The sequence below is a fragment of the Aurantimonas sp. 22II-16-19i genome (genome assembly GCF_002088275.1).
In the GTDB taxonomy this organism is placed as follows: Bacteria; Pseudomonadota; Alphaproteobacteria; order Rhizobiales; family Rhizobiaceae; genus Jiella.
This window is the reverse complement of sequence record NZ_AQQS01000024.1, coordinates 22,187-43,810: the sequence shown is the minus strand read 5'-3', so window position 1 is coordinate 43,810 and position 21,624 is coordinate 22,187. Positions and strand designations below refer to the sequence as shown.

Annotated in this window: 15 protein-coding genes; 10 read left to right on the top strand and 5 right to left on the bottom strand. The window is 68.0% G+C overall.

Annotated features, from left to right (window positions below):
- Positions 1–30 precede the first annotated feature (30 nt).
- A complete protein-coding gene (locus ATO4_RS17820; protein WP_083592887.1) occupies positions 31–1,851 on the bottom strand; it encodes an IlvD/Edd family dehydratase in 1,821 nt (606 codons plus the stop codon).
- 481 nt (positions 1,852–2,332) lie between these two features.
- On the opposite strand from ATO4_RS17820, the gene ATO4_RS27270 reads away from it, so the two are divergent.
- The gene (locus tag ATO4_RS27270; protein WP_139802528.1) at positions 2,333–6,625 is read left to right on the top strand and encodes a VWA domain-containing protein; all 4,293 of its coding nucleotides are present in this window, start codon (positions 2,333–2,335) and stop codon (positions 6,623–6,625) included.
- Between the two features lie 1,037 nt (positions 6,626–7,662).
- On the opposite strand, the gene ATO4_RS17800 is transcribed toward ATO4_RS27270, so the two are convergent.
- Together ATO4_RS17800 and ATO4_RS17795 are read right to left on the bottom strand one after the other, a co-directional pair.
- Positions 7,663–8,058: a DUF1761 domain-containing protein gene (locus ATO4_RS17800; RefSeq protein WP_083592886.1), complete on the bottom strand. Its 396-nt coding sequence runs from the start codon at positions 8,056–8,058 to the stop codon at positions 7,663–7,665.
- Between the two features lie 127 nt (positions 8,059–8,185).
- A complete protein-coding gene (locus ATO4_RS17795) occupies positions 8,186–8,833 on the bottom strand; it encodes a 50S ribosomal protein L11 methyltransferase (protein ID WP_245308818.1) in 648 nt (215 codons plus the stop codon).
- A 295-nt stretch (positions 8,834–9,128) separates the two neighbouring features.
- On the opposite strand from ATO4_RS17795, the gene ATO4_RS17790 reads away from it, so the two are divergent.
- The 3 genes from ATO4_RS17790 (at position 9,129) to ATO4_RS17780 (ending at position 12,166) form a co-directional block, all read left to right on the top strand.
- A complete protein-coding gene (locus ATO4_RS17790; protein WP_245308808.1) occupies positions 9,129–10,181 on the top strand; it encodes an enoyl-CoA hydratase/isomerase family protein in 1,053 nt (350 codons plus the stop codon).
- A 101-nt stretch (positions 10,182–10,282) separates the two neighbouring features.
- A complete protein-coding gene (mmsB, locus tag ATO4_RS17785; protein WP_083592884.1) occupies positions 10,283–11,143 on the top strand; it encodes a 3-hydroxyisobutyrate dehydrogenase in 861 nt (286 codons plus the stop codon).
- 336 nt (positions 11,144–11,479) lie between these two features.
- Positions 11,480–12,166: an HAD-IA family hydrolase gene (locus ATO4_RS17780; protein ID WP_083592883.1), complete on the top strand. Its 687-nt coding sequence runs from the start codon at positions 11,480–11,482 to the stop codon at positions 12,164–12,166.
- Between the two features lie 57 nt (positions 12,167–12,223).
- Here the strand turns inward: ATO4_RS17780 and ATO4_RS17775 are convergent, their stop codons facing one another.
- Positions 12,224–12,880, bottom strand: coding sequence for a class II aldolase/adducin family protein (locus ATO4_RS17775; RefSeq protein WP_083592882.1), 657 nt, complete (start codon positions 12,878–12,880; stop codon positions 12,224–12,226).
- Positions 12,881–12,991: 111 nt separating this feature from the next.
- Positions 12,992–13,975 (bottom strand): sugar-binding transcriptional regulator, encoded by a 984-nt coding sequence (locus tag ATO4_RS17770; protein WP_083592881.1) that lies wholly within the window; start codon positions 13,973–13,975, stop codon positions 12,992–12,994.
- A gap of 288 nt (positions 13,976–14,263) precedes the next feature.
- Between ATO4_RS17770 and ATO4_RS17765 the strand changes: the two genes are divergently transcribed.
- The 6 genes from ATO4_RS17765 (at position 14,264) to ATO4_RS17740 (ending at position 21,621) form a co-directional block, all read left to right on the top strand.
- Positions 14,264–15,256 (top strand): sugar ABC transporter permease, encoded by a 993-nt coding sequence (locus tag ATO4_RS17765; RefSeq protein ID WP_245308807.1) that lies wholly within the window; start codon positions 14,264–14,266, stop codon positions 15,254–15,256.
- 25 nt (positions 15,257–15,281) lie between these two features.
- Positions 15,282–16,157, top strand: a complete 876-nt coding sequence (locus tag ATO4_RS17760; RefSeq protein ID WP_083592880.1) for a carbohydrate ABC transporter permease — start codon at positions 15,282–15,284, stop codon at positions 16,155–16,157.
- 173 nt (positions 16,158–16,330) lie between these two features.
- Positions 16,331–17,842: an extracellular solute-binding protein gene (locus ATO4_RS17755; RefSeq protein ID WP_083592879.1), complete on the top strand. Its 1,512-nt coding sequence runs from the start codon at positions 16,331–16,333 to the stop codon at positions 17,840–17,842.
- A 200-nt stretch (positions 17,843–18,042) separates the two neighbouring features.
- Positions 18,043–18,768 carry an SDR family oxidoreductase gene (locus ATO4_RS17750; protein WP_083592878.1) on the top strand — a complete coding sequence of 242 codons (726 nt, stop codon included), beginning with the start codon at positions 18,043–18,045 and terminating at the stop codon, positions 18,766–18,768.
- 4 nt (positions 18,769–18,772) lie between these two features.
- Positions 18,773–20,305, top strand: a complete 1,533-nt coding sequence (locus ATO4_RS17745; protein WP_083592877.1) for an FGGY-family carbohydrate kinase — start codon at positions 18,773–18,775, stop codon at positions 20,303–20,305.
- Complete coding sequence (locus ATO4_RS17740; RefSeq protein ID WP_083592876.1) at positions 20,302–21,621, top strand: iron-containing alcohol dehydrogenase; 1,320 nt, start codon at positions 20,302–20,304, stop codon at positions 21,619–21,621. Before ATO4_RS17745 ends, ATO4_RS17740 begins: the two co-directional genes overlap by 4 nt.
- Positions 21,622–21,624 lie beyond the last annotated feature (3 nt).

Genomic DNA, 21,624 nt, shown 5'->3' with positions numbered 1-21,624 from the left:
TCAGAGCCCGCCGGCTCAGTGCCCGCCGGCTCAGTGATTGTCGCGCGGCACCTTCGCCATGTCGCCATTGGCGCCGCCCTGGGCGAGGCGCTGGTAGGTGACGGCCGGCTCGAGCACCATGCCGGTCTCGAACTGCGAGACGATGCCGCGCTGGATCTCCTGCCACGGCGTCTGGTGGGCCGGATACTGATAGCCGCCGGCCGCCTCCAGCGCCGTTCGGCGAGCCGCCATCTCCTCTTCCGGAAGCAAGATGTCCGCCGTGCCGCGGCCGAGATCGATGCGCACCCTGTCGCCGGTCTGAAGCAGCGCCAGCCCGCCGCCGGCGGCGGCTTCCGGCGAGGCGTTGAGGATCGACGGCGAGCCCGACGTGCCGGACTGGCGGCCGTCGCCGATGCAGGGCAGCTCGGTGATGCCGCGCTTGATCAGATAGTCGGGCGCCCGCATGTTCACGACCTCGGCGCCGCCGGGATAGCCGATCGGGCCGGCGCCGCGCATGAAGAGCACCGAATTCTCGTCGATGGCGAGGGACGGGTCGTCGATCCGGTGGTGATAGTCCTCCGGCCCGTCGAAGACCACCGCCGTGCCCTCGAAGGCCATCGGGTCCTCCGGGTTCGACAGGTAGCGCTCGCGGAACTTGGGCGAGATCACCGACAGCTTCATGATCGCCGAGGAGAACAGGTTGCCCTTCAGGACGCGGAAGCCGGCATGGGGCTTCAGCGGGTTGTCGAAGGTGCGGATGACGTTCTTGTCCTCGATGACGGCGCCGCGGCAGTTGTCGCCGATCGACCTGCCGTTCACCGTCAGGGCGTCCTCGGCGATGAGGCCCTGTTCCATCAGCTGGTTGACCACCGCCGGCACGCCGCCGGCATGGTAGTAGTCCTCGCCGAGATATTCGCCGGCCGGCTGGAGATTGACCAGCAGCGGGATCTCCTCGCCATAGGTCTGCCAGTCGTCGATCGACAATTCGACGCCGACATGGCGGGCGAGAGCGTTCAGATGGATCGGCGCGTTGGTCGAGCCGCCGATCGCCGAATTGACGCGGATGGCGTTGACGAAGGCGTCCTTGGTCAGGATGTCGGTCGGCTTCAGGTCCTCATGGACCATTTCGACGATGCGCTTGCCGGTGAGATAGCTCATCTCCTGGCGGTCGCGGTAGGGCGCCGGGATCGCGGCGGAACCCGGCAGCTGCATGCCCAGCGCCTCGGCCAGCGAGTTCATCGTCGAGGCCGTGCCCATGGTGTTGCAGTAGCCGGTGGAGGGCGCCGAGGAGGCGACCAGCTTGACGAAGCCCGGATAGTCGATCTCGCCGGCGGCCATCATCTCGCGGGCCTTCCAGACGATGGTGCCCGAGCCGGTGCGCTCGCCGCGGAACCAGCCGTTCAGCATCGGCCCGACCGACAGCGCGATCGCTGGAATGTTCACCGTCGCCGCCGCCATCAGGCAGGCCGGCGTCGTCTTGTCGCAGCCGATGGTCAGGACCACGCCGTCGAGGGGATAGCCGTAGAGCAGCTCGACGAGGCCGAGATAGGCGAGATTCCGGTCGAGCGAGGCGGTCGGCCGCTTGCCGGTCTCCTGGATCGGGTGGACCGGGAACTCGATGGCGATGCCGCCGGCCTCGCGGATGCCCTCGCGCACCCGCTTCGCCAGCTCGAGATGATGGCGGTTGCAGGGGGAGAGGTCGGAACCGGTCTGGGCGATGCCGATGATCGGCTTGCCGGACTGGAGCTCGGCCTGGCTGAGGCCGAAATTGAGATAGCGCTCGAGATAGAGCGCCGTCATGTCCGGATTATGCGGATTGTCGAACCAGGCGCGGGATCTCAGCGGGGTCTTGAGGGAATTGGAATCGGTCATTGCGGCTCCCGGCGCGCCGGCCCGGCAAGCGGCGGCGGCTTGGTTTCTTGTCGTTGAACGACGTATACAATAATCCCCGCGAGGCGCAAACCGGTCGAAGGGCCGATGCGACATCCTGTGGCTGGGACGTTGTCCCGACCTGCGCCCGCCTGTCCGGATCGCGAGCCGCGGTCGACGGATTTGGACAGGGGAGCGGCAAGCTTGCAGCGCATACGCAAGGGTCCGGGACAGCCTGGCGAATCGAGGCTGCGGCGGCGCCAACACTCCCACCTTCCGGTTGCAAGCATTGCCAACGACACGATCGATCCGGTTTGCGGAGGATGGCCGTTCCTCGCGCACGCCATGCGGTGCCGGGTTGCGTCCCTCGGGCGGCGGGGCTTCCCCGGCCGGCTAACCAACCAGCGATTTTACCGGTTGTCTCACTGACGTTACGTGATATCGATGACCTCGGGGCAGACGCCGACCGGTTCCGGCGGCAAAAATGACGATGATTCTGGAGGGCTCGATGGCGCCGCAAACCACCCGCACCGACCTGATCAACCGGTTCAACCTTCGCGACGATGCGAGCCTCGAGCTCTCCGGCGTTCGCGGCATCGAGGTCGTCTATGTGGGCGACAGGGTCTTCGTATACACGGCAGGCGAGTATGACGACGGCGTGAGCGCCTTCGAGCTCCTGCCGGACGGTTCGCTGGCGCCGATCTCCTTCTATGTCGACGATTCGACCACGCAGCTTCTGGATGGCGCCGGCAGCCTGACGTCGGTGACGGTGGGGGCGCGGACGTTCCTCTACGCCAATGCCTATTACGACGATGCGATCACCGCCTTCGAGGTGGCGGCCGACGGGACGCTCTCCGTCGTCGGCACGGTGCAGGACGACGGCACCGGCACGCTGGAGCTCGACGGCACCTACGGGCGGATGGAGATCGTCAATGTCGGCGGCAACGACTTCCTGATCGCCACCGGCTATCTCGACGATGGCCTCAGCATCTTCCGCATCGGCGCCGACGGCACCCTGACCAACACCGTCAGCTTCGACGACGCGGCCAATCTCGGCTACGGGCTCGACGGCGCCTATGACGTGGCTTCGGCGACGATCGGCGCGAACACCTACATCTTCGTGACCGGCAATTCGGAATCCGCCATCACCTCCTTCCGGATCAATCCCTTCGGCAACATGACCCTGGTCCAGGGCCTCGCCGACAGCGGCGATCTGGAACTCGCCGGAGCCACGGGTGTCGAGACCGCCGTCGTCGGCGGCACCACCTATCTGTTCGTCGCGGGCACGAACGACGATGGCATCAGCGTCTTCTCGGTCGCCGCCAACGGCACGCTGACCAACGTCTTCAACCTCGCCAACGCGACGGGCCTCGGGCTCGACGGCGTCTTCGCCCTGGAGACCTTTACCCTCGGCGGCGAAACGTTCCTGGCCACCGGCAGCGGCAATGGCGATGCGCTGAGCTATTTCCGGGTCGGCTCGGACGGCTCGCTGACCCACATCGATACGGTGTTCGACAGCGAGAATGCCAGTCTCAACCTCAACAACGTGCTGTCCGTCGCTGCCGCCGAGATTGACGGCCTGTCCTTCCTGATCGCCGGCGGCTTCAGCGATTCCGGCATCTCCACCTTCCAGCTCGGCGTCAGTGCCGACCCGCTGATCGGCACCGAGGATCGCGACCTCATCATCGGCAGCGAACTCGACGACGTCATCGAGGGGCTGGCCGGCGACGACGTGCTCCTCGGGGCTGATGGCGACGACGAAATCGACGCCGGCGGCGGCAATGACGTCGTCGATGGCGGCGACGGCAACGACGTCATCACCGGCGACGGCAGCCTGTCGCAGACCGCCGCAGACAGCGTCGTCGTTCCCTCGACGCAGCAGAATCTCGCACTGTCCGTTACGCTGCCGGATGCGTCGGATTCCGACGAGATCGAGATCTCCGGCTTCATCAGCCGCAATCTCATCCAGAACAGCGACTTCAACATCGTCTACGTCATCGACGTCTCCGGCTCGATGGCCGACCCCTTCACCGGCTCGGAGACGGTCGGCGACCTGAATGGCGACGGCTCGTCCAACACCCTCATGGACGGCACCATCGCGGCCTTCGAGGCGCTGAACGCCTCGATCGTCAATGCCGGTCTCGGGACGTCGCAGGTGTCGATCGTGCCGTTCCAGTCCAACGCGTCGATCTCCTACCAGGGGACGGCCGGCAGCGGCGTGTCGAATGCCCTGCGCGCGCTCGACGATGGCGGCAGCACGGATTTCGAGGCCGCCCTGCAGCAGACGATCGTCGCCCTCCAGAACGCCGGTGCCGGCGAAAACCGCGTCTTCTTCATCTCGGACGGCGGCAACAATGATGGCGGCAGCTTCACCGACGAGGTCGCGACGCTGCTGGCGGCCAACGGCCTCGACGCCGAAATCCGCTCGATCGGCCTCGGCAACGGCGCGGTGCTTTCCGATCTCGACCTCGTCGACGATGGCATCGCCAACAATTCCGCCGAGCGCGTCCTGACGCCCTCCACCCTGACGGCCGGCCTCACCGGTTCGGCGGTGGCGACGAGCGAGATCGAGCGGCTGGAGGTCTACGTCAACAACCAGCTCGTTCGCACCATCACCCCCGACGGCTTCACCATCACGCCGCTCGGCCTGCAATACGACGTGACGCTCGACGGCCTTTCCACCACCGCCAGCGACCAGGTCACCGTCAAGCTGATCGCCTCGGACCCGGCCATGACCTCGGTCCAGGTCTCGCTCGACCTCGAGAACGCTCCGACCCAGGAGGGCGACGACGTCCTCTCCGGCGGCGCCGGCAACGATTCCATCACCGGCAATGGCGGCGACGACATCCTGATGGGCGACGACGGCGACGACGGCCTGTCCGGCGGGCGGGGCGACGACGTGCTCTCAGGGGGCGACGGCCTCGACAATCTCAGCGGCGGATCGGGCAACGACATCCTGAATGGCGGGCGCGGCGGCGACACCCTCGACGGCGGATCGGGCATCGACACGGCGAGCTATTCCGGTTCGCTCGCCGTCCGCGTCAATCTCGGCGGCAACATCGCCTATAGCGGCGACGCGACCGGCGACACGCTGATCTCGATCGAGAACCTGATCGGCTCGTCGAGCAACGATGCGCTCCTCGGAAGCATCGAGAACAACCGCATCGAGGGCGGCGACGGAGACGACCTCCTGCGCGGTTATGCCGGCTTCGACGATCTCCACGGCGGCAACGGCAACGACTTCCTCTATGGCGATTTCAACATCGACACGCTGTTCGGCGACGCGGGTCTCGACACGCTTTCGGGCGGTGACGGAGACGACATCCTCGACGGCGGGGCGGATGCGGACAGGCTGTTCGGCAATGCCGGCGTGGACACCGCCTCCTATGGTTCGGCGAGTGCCGGCGTCATTGCCGACCTCCTGGTGACCTCGATCAACACCGGCGACGCGGCCGGGGACCGCTACTATCTGATCGAGAACCTCTCCGGCTCCAACTTCAACGATAATCTGCGCGGCGACGACGCGGCCAATGTGGTGACCGGCGGCCTCGGCGACGACCGGCTGTTCGGCCGGGGCGGCGACGACACGCTGGTCGGCGGGCTCGGGGCGGATGTCCTCAATGGCGGGACCGGCTCCGACGCCGCGAGCTATCTCGGGGCGGATCGCGCGGTGCTCGTCGACCTCAGCGATGCCTCCCGCAATGTCGGCGAAGCCGCCGGCGACACCTATGCCCAGGTCGAGAACATCGCCGGCTCCAACTTCAACGACAATCTGCGCGGCGATGCGGGCGACAACGTCATCGCCGGCAACAATGGCAACGACGTCATGGCGGGAGACGCCGGCGCCGACCGGCTGTTCGGCGGCCTCGGCGACGACCGCCTCGACGGGGGTGCCGGCGGCGACGTCCTCAATGGCGGCGGCGGGACCGACACCGCCTACTACGCCTTTGCCTCGGGGGCCGTCCTCGCCGATCTCGTTTCGGCCAACGTCAATTCGGGCGACGCCGCGGGCGACAGCTACACGTCGATCGAGAACCTCTTCGGCTCGATCTTCAACGACAACATGCGCGGTGACGACGGCGCCAACCGCATCGACGGCCACCTCGGCAACGACTGGCTGTTCGGGCGGGGCGGCAACGATTCGCTGATCGGCGGGGAAGGCAACGACCGGCTGGAAGGCGGCCTCGGCGCAGACACCCTCAACGGCGGCGCCGGCAACGACACGGCGTCCTACATCTACGCCGCCGGCCCCGTCCTCGCCGATCTCGCCAATGCCGCTCTCAACACCGGCGAGGCGGCAGGCGACGTCTATGTCTCGATCGAGAACCTCCTCGGCTCGGGAGCGGCCGACAACCTGCGGGGCGACGCGGCGGACAACGCCATCGACGGCGGCAACGGCAATGACTGGCTCTATGGCCGCAACGGCAACGACACGCTCACGGGCGGCATCGGCGCCGACCGGCTCTCCGGCGAGGCCGGCTTCGACACGCTGATCGGCGGCGCCGGCAACGACCAGCTGACGGGCGGCACCAATGCCGACACTTTCGTCTTCGCCAACGGCTTCGGCAACGACACCATCACCGACTTCGAGGCGCTCAACAATTTCGAGCGCATCGACCTCCGGGACGTCACGGCGATCACCGGCTTCGCCGACCTTGCGGCCAGCCATCTCAGCCAGAGCGGCGCCAATGCCGTCATCGCCGACGGGGCCGGCAACACCATCACGCTCGCCGGCGTGAACATCGCCGATCTCGACGCGAACGACTTCGTGTTCTGAGGTGACGAACTCTGTCAGTCTGGGGTTCCGCGAGTCCTGGATCGTGCCGATGGCTCAACCGTGAGAAGTCGATGCCACGGCAGGTCTGCAATGAAGGGTGGTCTCAAGACTTGAAGCTTCGTCGTCCCGGCCCCCGAGCCGGGATCCATTCCAAATCATCGACGCCGCAGCGACAGACCGCTCCGAAGTCGTTGAATCTTCTGGAGCGATCGGCTGGTTCCAGGGCAGAGGAATGGATCCCGGGTCAAGCCCGGGATGACGAAGCTTTCATGCTTTGACCGGTTCTGCGACGACGAACCGGAGAACAGGCGGCGGATCGTTCGTGCCCGAAAGGAGATTGACCTACGGCCTCGGGCTTGTCCCCACAGTATTCACACATCTCGAAAAGCTCCTCCAAGCCAGCGTCTTACGATGGAAATCGAATGCACCGGGGCGCCGAAAAGAGAAGGTGCCAGCCCCAACGCGTCGTCATTCTCGGACCCCGTCCCGAGAATCCAGAGATCGTCGAGCGCGATCGGCTTCAGCTCCTGAAGGCGCAAGCGGCAATGTTGCGGCGGGTGCCCCTGGATTCTCGGGACGGAGCCCGAGAACGACGAGGCTGCGAGGTTTCGCCACCATTCGTTCCCGGAAACGCCGCCTGGCATCGGATTGCAAACGAAGCCCCTCCGAAATGTGTGAATCTCGTAGGGCTCGTCCCGAGGATCTACCGCCGGCTCGGCGACAGAATCCTCGCAGAATGGCCCTCGACCGCGAAGCGCCCGGCCATCAACCCGCGTCGCATCCTCTGGACAAGCCCGAGGATGCGGCGCGGTAGCGTAAGCACCTGAAAGAGAACATGTCATAGCGGTTCGCGACGGGGCTGAACTCAGCATCCGCATCGAGCGATCAGGCGAGACGTGTGAAGGCGGTGGGGACGGGGCCCGAGACCGACGACGCCTTGGGGCTGGCGCCTTCTTTTTCTGCGCCCCGGCATCTGCCATTTCCATCGTTACCGCGGGACGCCAGCCACGCAAGCGGCCTTCGTCCGGCCGATCCGGTCAGAACGATCCGAAGACGAGACCCTGGCCGAGCAGCACGACCAGCCAATGGCCGGCCTCGATGAGGGGCAGGTCCCAGCCGAAGCCCTGGAAGCGGCGGTTGACGAGGACGGTCGTGGCGACGAAACCGAGCCAGAGGAACACCGCGGAAAGCAGCGCATCGAGAAGGGTGACGGTTTCGAAATGGGCGAGGAGCAGCGAGAACACCGTCGCCATGACGCCTTGCGCGGCCGCGGCGAGAGCGATGTTGCCGTGGCGCTCCGGGTCGCCCAGTAGATCGAAACGCGACGCCCGTCGCCAGCTGCGGGCCAGCGCCGTGTACCAGATCGTTCCGACGATCATCGAGACCACCGTGGCCAGGACGATGGCGAAAGTATCGACCGTCGTCAGCGACATCGATCCCAGCCCCCTCGCTTTCCCCGCGTCGGAGCTTGCGAGAGCATGGGCGTTTCGTCAACTGACCGTTATGGGACGCAGCCATCGGCGAGCGGGCGAAGACGGGCCGGCAGACGGGCGAGCCGCGTCAGGCCGGCGCGCGCCACCGCCAGACGGCGACGCGCTTGATCTCCTGGTCCTCCAGCGCCCGGCTGACCGGCACTTCATATTCGGCGAGCCGGTCCAGCCGCTCCCGCGGCAGATAGGCCCGCCCCGGATCTCCGACGAGAACCGCGACGCCGTTCCGCACCAGCGCGTCGAACCAGGGGGTGACGGCGCGGGCCATGTCGCGGTCGTAGAAGACGTCGCCGGCGAGGACGAGGTTGGCCTCCACCGGCCGGCCGACGAGATCGTCGCCGCGAAAGCCGATCGATCCGCGGGGGGCGCCGGCTGCGACGTTCAGGGCCAGATTGAGCTTCAAGGCGGCCGCGGCGAACGGGTCGATGTCGGCGGCGGTGACCGATGCCGCCCCGGCCATCAGCGCGGCGATGGCGACGAGGCCGGAACCGGATGCAAAATCGACGACGGAGCGGCCGGCGGCGGCTTCGGGGTGATCGATCAGATAGCGCGCCAGACCCTGGCCGCCGGCCCAGGCAAACGCCCAGAAGGGCGGCGGCAGGCCGAGCTCGGCGAGTTCCTCCTCGGTCTTCTGCCAGAGCTCGTGGGCTTCCGAGGCGAGGCGGAGCGCGATTTCGGGCACATGGGGCGGCCGGGATACGGCGGTGTTGGCGAGAATGAACGCCTCGGCCCGCCGTGGATCGAGGCGCCCCTCGTCATTGCCCGGCCCTGCCCTGTCGTCCTGCGTCACGCCCACCCTGCTCCGTTGTTCCTAAATGAGGACTTCGATACCGGGTGGCGGGGCCGCCTGTCGATCCCGCTGGTTGCGCCGGATCGAGGCGCCCGACCGGGGCGGGCGGCCGGCTTGTCCATCGAGGGGCACATTCGCGCAGTCCAGCCGATGGACAAGCCGGGCCACCGGCGACATGTTGCCGCCAACGCCAACCGGTGACGAAGAAGAGGGAGCAGGGGTCTTGCAACGCACGGACAGCGAGGCGGCGGGCGTCCTCATCGAAAAAACCGGCCGGGCCGGCCGCATCACGCTGAACAAGCCGAAGGCGCTGAACGCCCTCGACCACGACATGGCGCTCGCCATCGCGGCGGCGCTGGAGGCCTGGGCCGGCGACGATTCAGTCGATCTGGTGGTGATCGACGCGGCCGGCGACAAGGCGTTCTGCGCCGGCGGCGACATCGCGGCGCTCTATCACGAGGGCAAGGCCGGCCGGTTCGACACGGCGCGCCGCTTCTTTGCCGACGAATACCGGCTGAACCGGCAGATCGCCCATTATCCCAAGCCCTATGTGGCGATGATGGACGGCATCGTCATGGGCGGCGGCGTCGGGCTTTCGGCCCATGGCCGGCTGCGGATCGTCTCCGAGCGCTCGATGGTGGCGATGCCCGAATGCGGCATCGGCCTGATCCCCGACGTCGGCGGTACGCTGGTGCTCGGCGAGGGGCCCGGCCGGCTCGGCGAATATCTCGGCCTCACCGGCTTCCGCATGAAGGCCGCCGACGCGATCCTCGCCGGCTTTGCCGATCGCTTCATGCCCTCGGAGAGGATGGGCGAGGCGGTGGAGCGGCTTTCGGCGAGCGGCGATCTCGGCGCGATCGAGGACCTGTTCGAGACGCCCGAGCCGGGCGAGCTGCCGGACCGGATGGAGGCGATCGACCGATTCTTCGCCCTTCCCGACACCGCCGCGATCCTCGCCGCGCTGGAGGCCGACGGCGGCGAATTCGCCGCTGCCACGGCGAAGACGATCCGCCGCGGCTCGCCGCTGTCGCTGGCCGTCACCCTCGAACTGGTGCGTGCGGCAAGGGCCGCCCCGTCGATCGAGACGGCGCTCACCCGCGAATATCGCTACACCTTTCGCGCCCAGACCATGGGCGACATTCTGGAAGGAACCCGCGCGGTGGTGATCGACAAGGACAAGGCGCCGCGCTGGTCGACGCAACGGTTAGAGGATCTGCCGCACGAACAGGTGACGGCGATGCTGGCGCCGCTCGGCGACGACGAGCTGACGTTCTGAGCAAGGCGTTGCACGCGGACCGACGCGCGAGGAATGATCGATAAGGAAAGCGGCGCGCCGGGAAGACCGCCCGCTCCGCAGAACGACCCTGGGAGGACAGCATGAAGATCGGTTTCATCGGGCTCGGCAACATGGGCGCGCCGATGGCGAAGAACCTCGCCGAGGCGGGCCACGAGGTCGCCGGCTTCGACACGGCGGGGGTGAGCGTCGAGGGCGTGACGCAAGCCGCCGCCATGGAGGATGCCGTGAGGGGCTGCGAGGTGGTCGTCACCATGCTGCCGAACGGCGCGATCGTGCGGACGGTGCATGCGGCGATCATCGCCGCCGCCGATCCGGAGACGCTCATCATCGACTGCTCGACCATCGACGTCGAGAGCGCCCGGGCGGTGCACGATATGGCCGGCGAAAAGGGGCTGATGTCCCTCGACGCGCCGGTCTCCGGGGGAACGGGAGGCGCTGCGGCGGGCACGCTGACCTTCATGGTCGGCGGGTCGGAGGCCGCCTTCGCCAAGGGCCGGCCGCTCTTCGAGATCATGGGCGCGAAGGCGGTGCATTGCGGCGAGGCCGGCGCCGGCCAGGCGGCGAAGATCTGCAACAACATGATCCTCGGCATCTCGATGATCGGCGTCTGCGAGGCCTTCCACCTCGCAGACAAGCTCGGCCTCGACCGCCAGGCGATGTTCGACGTCGCCTCGACCTCCTCGGGGTCCTGCTGGTCGCTGAACACCTACTGCCCGGCGCCGGGCGTCGGCCCGGAAAGCCCGGCCGACCGCGGCTACAGGCCGGGATTTGCCGCCGAGCTGATGCTGAAGGACCTCGATTTGTCCCAGACGGCCGCCGAGACGAACGGCGCGGCGACCGAACTCGGCCGGCATGCGCGGGACGTCTACAAGGCGTTCGTCGAGGGCGGCGGCAAGGGCAAGGATTTCTCGGCGATCCTGGAGAAGCTGAGCGCCGGGTAGAGCGGGATGAGATCAGCTTCGATCGCCATACCGCTCCATCTTATTGTTGCCGCATGATCTTTCCCGAAAACCGGTTCCCACTTTTCAAGATCATGCTCTCAGGACGTCGCGGCCTCGGGGCCGACCCGGCGCGTCGACCGGCCCGAACCGTCAGACCGACGAGGGAGCATCGATCCCGGAGAGGCCATGAGGGGCGAAGGCGGCCTGGACGAAGCCGGGGATGACGATGCATCCGGGCTGGCGTCCCCTTCGCCGGCAGCCGAAGATGACGAGGGCCCGAAGGGCGCTATTCTCCGTCCGCCTTGATCCGAACCCTCACCCGAGACTGTCGAACCCATGCATCAGCCGGACCGCTACGCCGCCTTCCTCTTCGACATGGACGGCACCATCCTCACCTCGATCGCCGCCGCCGAGCGGGTCTGGGCGCGTTGGGCCGAGCGCCATGGGCTCGACGTCGAGCGCTTCCTGCCGACCATCCATGGCAAGCGGGCGGTGGACACCGTCGCCGCGCAGAGGCTCGACGGCGTCGATGTCGAGCGCGAGGCCGACTGGGTGCTGGAGGCGGAGATGGACGACACCGCCGGCATCGAGGCCGCGGGCGGCGTCGCCGCCTTTCTGGCGTCGTTGCCCGAGGACCGCTGGGCCCTCGTCACCTCGGCGCCGCGGCGGCTGGCGATCCGGCGGATGCAGGCGGCCGGACTGCCGGTGCCGGGGCTCGTCGTCGCGGCGGAGGATGTTGTCAATGGTAAGCCGGCTCCCGATGGCTTCCTGATGGCGGCGGAGCGCCTCGGCGTTGCGATCGAGAGCTGCCTGGTCTTCGAGGACAGCCTCGCCGGGATCGCGGCGGCGGAGGCGGCGGGCGCCGCGGTGCTGGTGATCACCGGCTTCCAGCACAACCACGTCGCGACCCGCCATCCGAGCGCCCGCAACTACGAGGCGCTGCGGACGTCGGTCGATGCCGACGGCTCGCTCCGGCTGGTGGGCGCGGACGCGGGTGCCGGCGGGGAGGTGCCGGAGGGTTGAACGGACCCGGGCGCCAAGCGCACCCGGGCGCCGACCGAAAGTCCGGCGGCCCGCCGCTCAGCTGGCGTCCTTGCGCTTCGGGCCGTAGCTCTTGAACTTCTCCTTAACGTGAGCGATCTCGGCGTCGGAGAGGACGACCGGCTCGCCGGCCTGCCGCGCGATGACATATTGCCGGCAGAGCGTCTCCATTTCTTCTGCCAGCCACACCGCCTTGGGAAGCGTCGGGCCGCAGGCGATCAGGCCGTGATTGGCGAGCAGGCAGGCGGAGCGATCCTCGAGCGCCGCCAGCGCGTTTTGCGACAGCTCCTCGGTGCCGAAGGTGGCGTAGGGGGCGCAGCGCAGGGTCGGGCCGCCCGCCGCGGCGATCATGTAATGCACCGCCGGCACGTCGCGGTTGGTGATGGCGACGCCGGTCGCATAGGCCGGATGGGCGTGGACGACGGCGTTGAAATCGGCCCGCTCGCGCAAAATGTCCCGGTGAAAGCGCCATTCGGACGAGGGATTGTGCGGCCCGTTTGGCGTGCCGTCCATGGCGAGGAAGATGATGTCCTCCGGCGCCATGGTGTCGTAGGCGAGGCCCGAGGGCGTGATCAGCAGGCCGTCCTTCCAGCGCACCGAGATGTTGCCGGAGGTGCCCTGGTTGATGCCGCGGCGATCCATCTCCCGGCAGGCCCGGATGATCTCTCCGCGCAGCGCCCGTTCTGCGTCTTCCATGCTGTTCCTCCTCTTCCGTGGATGTCTTGCGGGATCCGGCCGAGCGGCCCGCGGTGGCGAAAACGATGACAGGGCGGCCCGTCCCTCACCGGGCCGCCCTGCCCGGTGGGCTCAGCCGCCGATCAGCCGGCGGGCGGTGTCCTGGTCGGTGACGAATTCGGTGGCAAGGCCCGCTTGCAGGACCGCGCGGATCCCCGGCAGCTTCAGCGGCCCGCCGGACACCATGAAGCGGCGCGGCACGCCTTGCAGCTCTTCCGGCTTCAGCCCGACGACCCGGTGGTTGATCGGATGGTCGACGACCTTGGCATTGGCGTCGATATAGTGGCCGAGAAAGTTGCAGACGGCGCCGGCTTCGACCAGTTCTGCCAGCTCGCCCGGCTCGACCAGCCCGACCTGGCTGACGGTGCCGGTGGACGGGCCGCCGACCGACAGGAGCGCCATGTCGGCACGGCGCGCCCGGTCCATCAGCGCCTCCAGCGCCGGCTGCGCCATGATCGCCTGGCGGCTCTCAGCGCTGTCGCAGATCAGCGGGCCGGCGAGGTAGAAGCACTCGGCCGAGAGCTTCTGGGCGAGCAGCGTCGCCGCCTCGAAGACGTCCACCGCCGAGCGCCGGTTGAGCGAGCCCACCATGGAGACGACCGAGATGTCGCGCGGCGCCTGCTGGGTCATCGCCGCGGCGATGCCCTTCAGCGTGATGCCCCAGCCGCTGCCGATGGTCATGCCGGGGACGATGCGCCCGGCGACGATCGGGGCGGCGACGCGGCCGAGAAGCTCGGCGAGGGCGGGATCCTCCCGGTCGAAATTCGGCGGCTCGGCGAGGACGACATGGGCCCGTTCGAGGCCGAAGCGCTCGCAGAGCTCTTCCTCGAGCTCGATGTTCTCGGTCAGCCGGGAATGGATCTCGATGCTGACGAGGCCGCGCTCGCGAGCCTGGGCGAGCAGCCGGTTGACGCGCATGCGCGGAATGTCGAGGCGCTCGGCGACCTGGGCCTGGGTGAGGCCGAGCATGTGGTAGCACCAGGCGGCGCGGACAGCGAGCTGCTCCGGCCACTCCTCTGGCGCCCCGTTCGCAGCCTCGACCTCCCGCTTCGTCACATGCTCGATCCCATGCCTGTCGCGGGCGCCGCCCCGCCAATGCGTGAACCGGCCCGTCGCCGGCCTGTCCTCTGGCGCCGGTTCACTCTCGCCTCCCCGAAGGCGGATTCGCAGCCGGGTCTGGTGCCGGCACGCGGCCGGATTCGGGAGTCGAATCTGCGTTCGATCGAATGATCCTTAGAGATATCATTTGATCTTGCCAAGCCAAATATCCTGTGCAACCCTTGCGGCATGGGAGTTGCGGGTGGCCAGCCCGCATTGGACCGTCCGGTTCTGGGAGGAGCAGGCTTGGCCCGTGCAGATGCGATGATCGTCAGGTCGGGCCTCGAGATCGGCCAGGCCGGGGACCTGCAGCGCCGCAAGGCGGCTGCGGTGGCGCCGAAGGCGTCGCGGCCGATGGGGCCGCCGAAGCGCCGGCGGTTCGTCTCCGACACGCCCTGGCCGTGGCTGATGCCGCTCGTCGCCATCCTGGCGACCTTCGCGATCTATCCGCTGTTCTACAATATCTGGCTGAGCTTCCAGGAGTTCCTGCCGCGCAAGCGCCAGCTCGCCTATGTCGGGCTGGAGAACTGGTCGACCATGTTCGCCGACACCCGGATGTGGGACGCGCTGCAGGTGACCCTCGCCTATACCGGCATCTGCCTGGTGATCCAGGTGGTGCTCGGCATGGCGATCGCGCTGCTCTTGGACTCCGACGAGCCGGGCTTCGGCCTCTTGCGCGGCGTTCTGACGCTGACGCTGGTCGTGCCCCCGGCGATCACCGGCATGATGTTCCTCCTGATGGAGGACGCCCAGTTCGGCCTCATCCCCTTCGTCCTGAAGAGCCTCGGGCTGATGGGGGCCGGCGGCGTGATCCTGTCCAGCCCCACCTGGGCGCTGTGGGGCGTCATGCTCGCCGATACCTGGCAATGGACGCCCTTCATGGTGCTGATCTTCCTCGCCGGGCTCCGGGCCCTGCCGAAGGAGCCCTTCGAGAGCGCCATGATCGACGGCGCCAACGCCTTCCAGACCTTCACCCGGCTGACGCTGCCGATGATGTGGCGGGTGATCGCCATCGCGGTGCTGATCCGCGGCATCGATCTCTTCCGCACCTTCGACTACGTCTATGTGATGACCAGCGGCGGCCCCGGCACCGCGACCTACACCCTGTCGCTCTATGCCTGGCAGCAGACCTTCTCGTTCATCAAGTGGGGCTACGGCGCCGCGCTCAGCCTGTTCACCCTCGTCATCATCGTCCTTGCCGCCAACGTCTTCGTGCGGGTCGCGAGGCTGAAATGGTGACAGGGACGCTTCGGGAGCATCACCCATGAACGGCACCGCTTCCCAGCGCATGCTCCGGATTCTGGCGGCGTGGTTCGTCGTCGGCCTGTTCGCGCTGCCGATCTACTACTGGATCACCGTCGCCTTCAAACCGAACCGCGACATCTTCGCCCTGCCGCCGATCTTCTTCGACTTCGACTGGAACCTGTCGTCCTTCGAGGAGGTGTTCGGCCTCTCCTTCGGCTTCGAGAAGGGGCTCGAGGTGCTGCCCGGCGGCGGCAATTTCTACATGCTGCCGAACCTGTGGGCCTCGGTGGTGATCGCCGTCCTGTCGACGCTCCTGACGGTGGTGGTGGCGACGCTCGCCTCCTACGCCCTGTCGCGGATGCGCATTCCCGGCCAGCACCACTTCGTCTTCTTCGTCCTGTCGACGCGGATGATGCCGCCGGTGGCGATCGCGATCCCGATGTTCTTCATCTACAAGAGCTTCGGCCTGCTCGACACCTATACCGGCATCATCCTCGTCCATGCGCTGATGAACATGCCGCTCGCCGTTCTCCTGCTCAAATCCTTCTTCGACGACATCCCGACGGAGATCGACGAGGCGGCGCTGATCGACGGGGCGAGCCGGGTGCTGATCTTCCGCAAGATCGTCCTGCCGATGGCGATGGGCGGCATCGCGGCGACGGCGGTCCTGTGCTTCATCTTTTCCTGGACCGAGTTCCTCTTCGTCCTGACGCTCACCCAGACGGCGTTCAAGACGGTGCCCGTCGCAGCCTCGACCTTCGTCACCTCGACCGGCACGGCCTGGGGCAACATGGCGGCGCTGGGCACGGCGGCGATGATCCCGGCCTTCGTCTTCATCCTGCTCGTCCAGCGCAATCTGGTGCGCGGGCTGACGCTCGGCTCGCTGAAGCAGTGAGGCGGCACGGCCGCCGCCCGGGCGACGATCGGCCAAGACGACCTGCCGGGGCGAGGCGGCGGGACGAGGCGAACGAGGCAAGGCGGCGGAGATCGCGACAGGCTTGGCACGGGGCCTGACATCCCGTGCGTTCGATGCGGCTGGGAGGCCGCGAATTTGGGAGGAGAAAGACCATGAATCCAGTGGATCGCAAGCTCTGGCTCGCATCGATCACCGACCGCTACGTGCGCGGCGGCATGGACCGCAGGACGTTCCTGCGCTCGGCCGCCAATCTCGGGCTCGGCGTCGGCGCGCTCGGTGCCATGTCGCACCTGTCTGCCCGCAGCGGGCTCGGCCTGATCAGCCCGGCCGCCGCGCAGGAGAACATCCAGTGGCCGGAGGACATGAGCAACTGGCTGAAGGAGGCCGGCAAGCCCTTCGCCGGCCAGACCGTGCGCCTCGCCACGGAATCGACGCCGCCCTCCAACGCCATCAATTCGGCGCTGAAGGGCTATTTCACCGAGATGACCGGCATCAATGTCGAGATCGAGACGCTGCCGCTCGAGCAGGTGCTGCAGAAGCTGACCCTCGACGTCGCCTCGGGCCTCGGCACCTACGACCTCTATTATCTCGACCAGTCCTGGATGGCGGCGTTCTCCGGCGACGTCATCGACCCGCGGGAGAAATACGCCTCCGACACCAACCTCGCCATGCCCGGCTACAACATCGACGACTTCCTGCCGGCGCTGGTCGACGGCATCTCGATGTATGACGGCGTCATGGTCGGCGTGCCCTACGACATCCCGATCTTCGTCCAGATGTACCGCCGCGACCTCTACGAGGAACTCGGCCTGAAGCCGGCCGAGACCATGGCCCAGTATCTCTCCAACGCCCAGGCGATCCAGCAAGCGAAGGGGCCGGAGATCTTCGGCACGACCGGCCAGATGAAGTCCGGCCACTACAGCCTCGAATGCGACTGGACCTGCTGGCTCTGGAGCCATGGCGGCTCGATCTTCGGGCCGGACAAGACCTTCACCGGCAACGACGAGGCCGGGCTCGAGGCGATGAACTACTGGATCGAGCTGAAGAAGAACATGCCGGCCGCCGTCGATTCCTGGACCTGGGACGGCCAGGGCCAGTCGGTGGCGCAGGGCATCGCCGGACAGCTGATCTCCTGGGGCGAGTTCTTCCCGTCCTGGGATGCGCCGGGCGGCTCCAACGTCGTCGGCCTGATGGAGGCGACCGTGCCGCCGAAGGCCAATTCCCTGCGCACGGTCGAAGAGACCGGCTTCGGCGAGATCCCCGGCGTCGGCCACCAGGGCGGCTCGTCCCTCGCCGTGTCGAAATACGCCAAGAGCCCGGATGCCGCCTGGCTCTTCGCCCAGTGGGCGACGGCGCCGGAGACCCAGGTCTGGATCACCGTCCTTGGCGGCGGCACCGGCCCGACGCGCCAGTCGGCCTATGACGACCCGCGGGTCAAGGCCAACGCCAAGCCCGGCATCGCCGGCACGACCCGCCATCTCGACGCGGTGCGCGAGACCATCGCCAACCACATGGGTTCCGAGCCGGACCTGCCGGAATGGGCGGAGATCTCCAACGACACCATCCCCGTCGAGCTCGGCCGCTTCTTTGCCGGCGAGTACGACAGCCCGAAGGCGGCGATGGACGCGATCAAGGTCAAGGTCGACGGCATCGTCGCCGGCTGAGCGGCCGGCCCGGCGGCCATAGGCCGGGCCGCCTGTCTCCGGCGCTCCCGCCCTCGGGCTGGAGTGCCGGCCGCCCCACCGCTCCCACATCAGGGCCCGCCCGATCCGATCGGGCGGGCCATCGGACCCCGCCGGATGCCCCGTCCCCGCAAGGCTGAGGCCCCGACCGAACCAGAGACCGAACAACCGGATCAGCACCCATGACCGACAAACCGCTCGTCGCGATCACCGGCGCCTCGTCGGGGATCGGCGCCGCCACCGCCCGCGCCTTCGCCAAGGACGGCCACCCGCTGCTCTTGATGGCCCGCCGGCGCGACCGGATGGAAGAGCTGGACCTGCCCAACGCCCATCTCGCCGAGGTCGACGTGCGCGACCGCGATGCCGTCGCCGCCGCCGTGACGGCCGCCGAGGAGCGCTTCGGCCCGACCGACGTGATGTTCGCCAATGCCGGCATCGCCCGGCTCGGCAACCTCTTCCGCCAGGACCCGGCGGAATGGGACGAGAGCATCGACATCAACGCCAAGGGCGTGATGAATTCGATCCACCCGGTGATGAACGGCATGAAGGAGCGCCGCCGCGGCACGATCTTCATGATGAGCTCGATCGCCGGCCGGAAGATCTATCCCGACCACACCGTCTATTGCGGCACCAAGTTCTTCGTCCACGCGATCTCGGAGTCCCTGCGGGCCCAGCTCGCGCCCCACGACGTGCGGGTCGTGGTCCTGTCGCCGGGCATCATCGAGACGGAAGTCCTCGACCATGTCACCGACCCCGATACGCTGGCGAATTACCGCGCCAACAAGCAGCGGATCGAGGGCGGCATCTCGGCGGATCATGTGGCCGAGATGATCCTCTTCGCCTACCGCATGCCGCAGAACGTGCTGATCCAGGAAATGGTCGTCACGCCGACGCGCCAGGAGTACTGAGGCCATGGCGGAGCCCGTCGTCGTCGGCCTCGATTCCTCGACCCAGTCCACCAAGGCGATCGCCTTCGACGGGGCGGGCAGGATCGTTGCCGAGGGCCGCGCCCCGATCGCGCTGGCCAATCCGCGCTTCGGCTGGTTCGAGCAGGAGCCGGCGGACTGGCGGGTCTCGGCCCGCGCCGCCCTCGCCCAGCTGACGGCGGCGATCGATCCCGCGCGCATCGTCGGCCTCGCCGTCTCCAACCAGCGCGAGACCATGGCGCATCTGGCCGCCGACGGCAGCTCGGTGCGGCCGGCGACGGTCTGGCTCGACGAACGGGCGACGGCCGAGGTGGAGGCGCTCGCCGCCCGGCTCGGCCGCCGGACGATCCACGAGATCACCGGCCGGCCCGTCGACATCATCCCCTGCCTCTACCGCCTCGCCTGGATGCAGGCCCACGAGCCGGAGCTCTACGCCCGGACCGCGCTGTTCGCCGACGTCCAGAGCGTGCTCGTCATGGACCTCTGCGGCGGCAAGGCCCGCACCAGCTGGTCGAGCGCCGATCCCTTCGCCCTCTTCGACATCCGCGCGAAGGCTTGGTCGAAGACCATCCTCGAGGCGATCGACCTTGCCGAGGAGAAGCTTCCTGAGACCCACGCGCCGGGAACCCGCCTCGGCGAGATCACGGCGGAGGCCGCGGCGGCGACCGGGCTGCCGAAGGGTTGCCCGGTGTTTGCCGGCGGCGGCGACGGGCAATGCGCCGGCCTCGGCACCAACTGCACCGATCCCGCCCAGGCCTATGTCAATCTCGGCACCGCGGTCGTCTCCGGCGTCTGGCAGCCGGACTTCGCCGTCTCCGACGCCTTCCGCACCGAGATCGCCGCGCAAGGCGACGGCTACATCTTCGAAAACTGCCTGCGCGGCGGCGCCTTCCTGATCAACTGGTTCGTCGACAAGTTTTTGGGCGGGCGGGCCGACCCCGCGATCTTCGACCGGCTGGAGGCGGAGGCGTCCGCCTTGCCGATCGGCTCCGCCGGGGTCCTCGTCCAGCCCTGGTGGGGCGGCGTCATGGATCCGCACTGGGATTCGCAGACCCGCGGCACCATTCTCGGCCTCTCCGGCAGCCACGGCCCGGCCCACATCTACCGGGCGATCCTCGAAGGCATCACCCTGTGGCTCGCCGCCGCCACCGCCCGCACCGAGGCGGTCACCGGCCGCAGCGTCGAGCGCTACGTCGCCATCGGCGGCGGCGCCAACTCGCCGCTGTGGCGCCAGATGCTGGCCGACGCCTCGGGCCGCCCGCTCTGCATCTCGGGCACGCTGGAGGCCTCGGCGCTGGGCGCCGGCATGATCGCGGCCACCGGCGCCGGCTGGTTCCCGTCCATCGAGGCCGCGGCGGCGGCGATGTCCGGCCCGACCCGGCAGATCGATCCCGATCCGGCTCGCGGTGACGCCTATGGCGAACTCGGCGACATCTTCGCCGCCGCCCATGCGGCGACCGCCGACCTCAACCATCGCCTCGTCGCTTTGGCGAACCGTGTCTCGAAAGAAGCATCATGACGAAACAATCGCGCCTCGGCATCATCGAGGATCTCGTGGCGGGCCGCTGGCTCGATCCCAATGACGGGGTGAGGAAGGGCATCGAGATCGACGTGATCGAGATCGCCGACAGCCTGGAGGGGCGGGAGGCCGAGCTGGTGCGGGCCTGCCATGGGGGAGACAAGCGCATCTGCGTCGTCCATGACAGCTTCACCCGGGAGGCGCTCGGCGGACGGGTGGTCGACGCGCTGAAGCGGGACGGCATGGCGGTGTCGGAGCATCTCTGGGAGAAGCCGAAGGTCGAGCTCGCCGCGATCCGCGCCCTGTCGGAGGCGACCGCCGATGCCGAGGTGCTCGTCGCCATCGGCTCCGGCTCGATCTCCGACGGCTGCAAATACGCCACCTTCGAGGACGGCCGGGAATACAGCGTCTTCGCCACCAGCCCGATGAACGCCTACACCACGCCGACCGCCTCGGTGTCGGTGGACGGCTTCAAGAAGTCGATCACCTGCCACTTTGCCAAGGGCGTCTTCTTCGATCTCGGCATCATCGCGAAATGCCCGCCGCGCCTCGTCTCGGCCGCCTTCGCCGACGTCGTCTGCCGCACCACCTCGCAGGTCGACTGGTTGCTGATGCACATGCTCTTCGACACGCCCTACAGCGAGACGCCCTATACGCTGCTAGCCTATGACGAGGACGACATGATCGCGCTGGCGCCGCGGCTCCTCGACGGCGACTTCGAGGCGCTGGCCCGCCTCGTGCGGGTCTCGGCGATCATGGGCTCCGGCACCTCCTTCACCGGGACCACCCATGTCGGCTCGATGGCCGAGCACATGATCTCCCACTGCATCGACATGTTCGCCGGCGCCGCCCATCCCGGCACCTCCCACGGCGAGCAGGTGGGCGTCGCCTCGCTGACCATGTCGCGGCTGCAGAACGAGATGATGGCGCTGGAGAGCGCGCCGGAGATTGCGCCGACGCTCGTCCCCCGCGAGCGCCTCGCGGCGCGCTACGGGACGGCGATGGCCGAGACGATGGCGAACGAGACCGCGAAGAAGGCCTTCGACGCCGAAGGCGCGGCCCGGATGAACGAGCGGCTGCGACGCGAGTGGCCGCAGATCCGCGCCCGGATCGCCTCCGTGATGCGACCCTATGACGAGCTCCACGCGGCCATGGCGGCCGCCGGCTGCAAGCTGACCGCGGCTGATCTCGGGCTGCCGGCCGATCTCTACCGGCAATATGTGGGCGACGCCCGCTTCATCCGCGACCGCTTCTCGATGCTCGATCTGGCCGACGACACCGGCCGGCTCGAACCCTTCCTTGCAGAACTGAACTGAGAG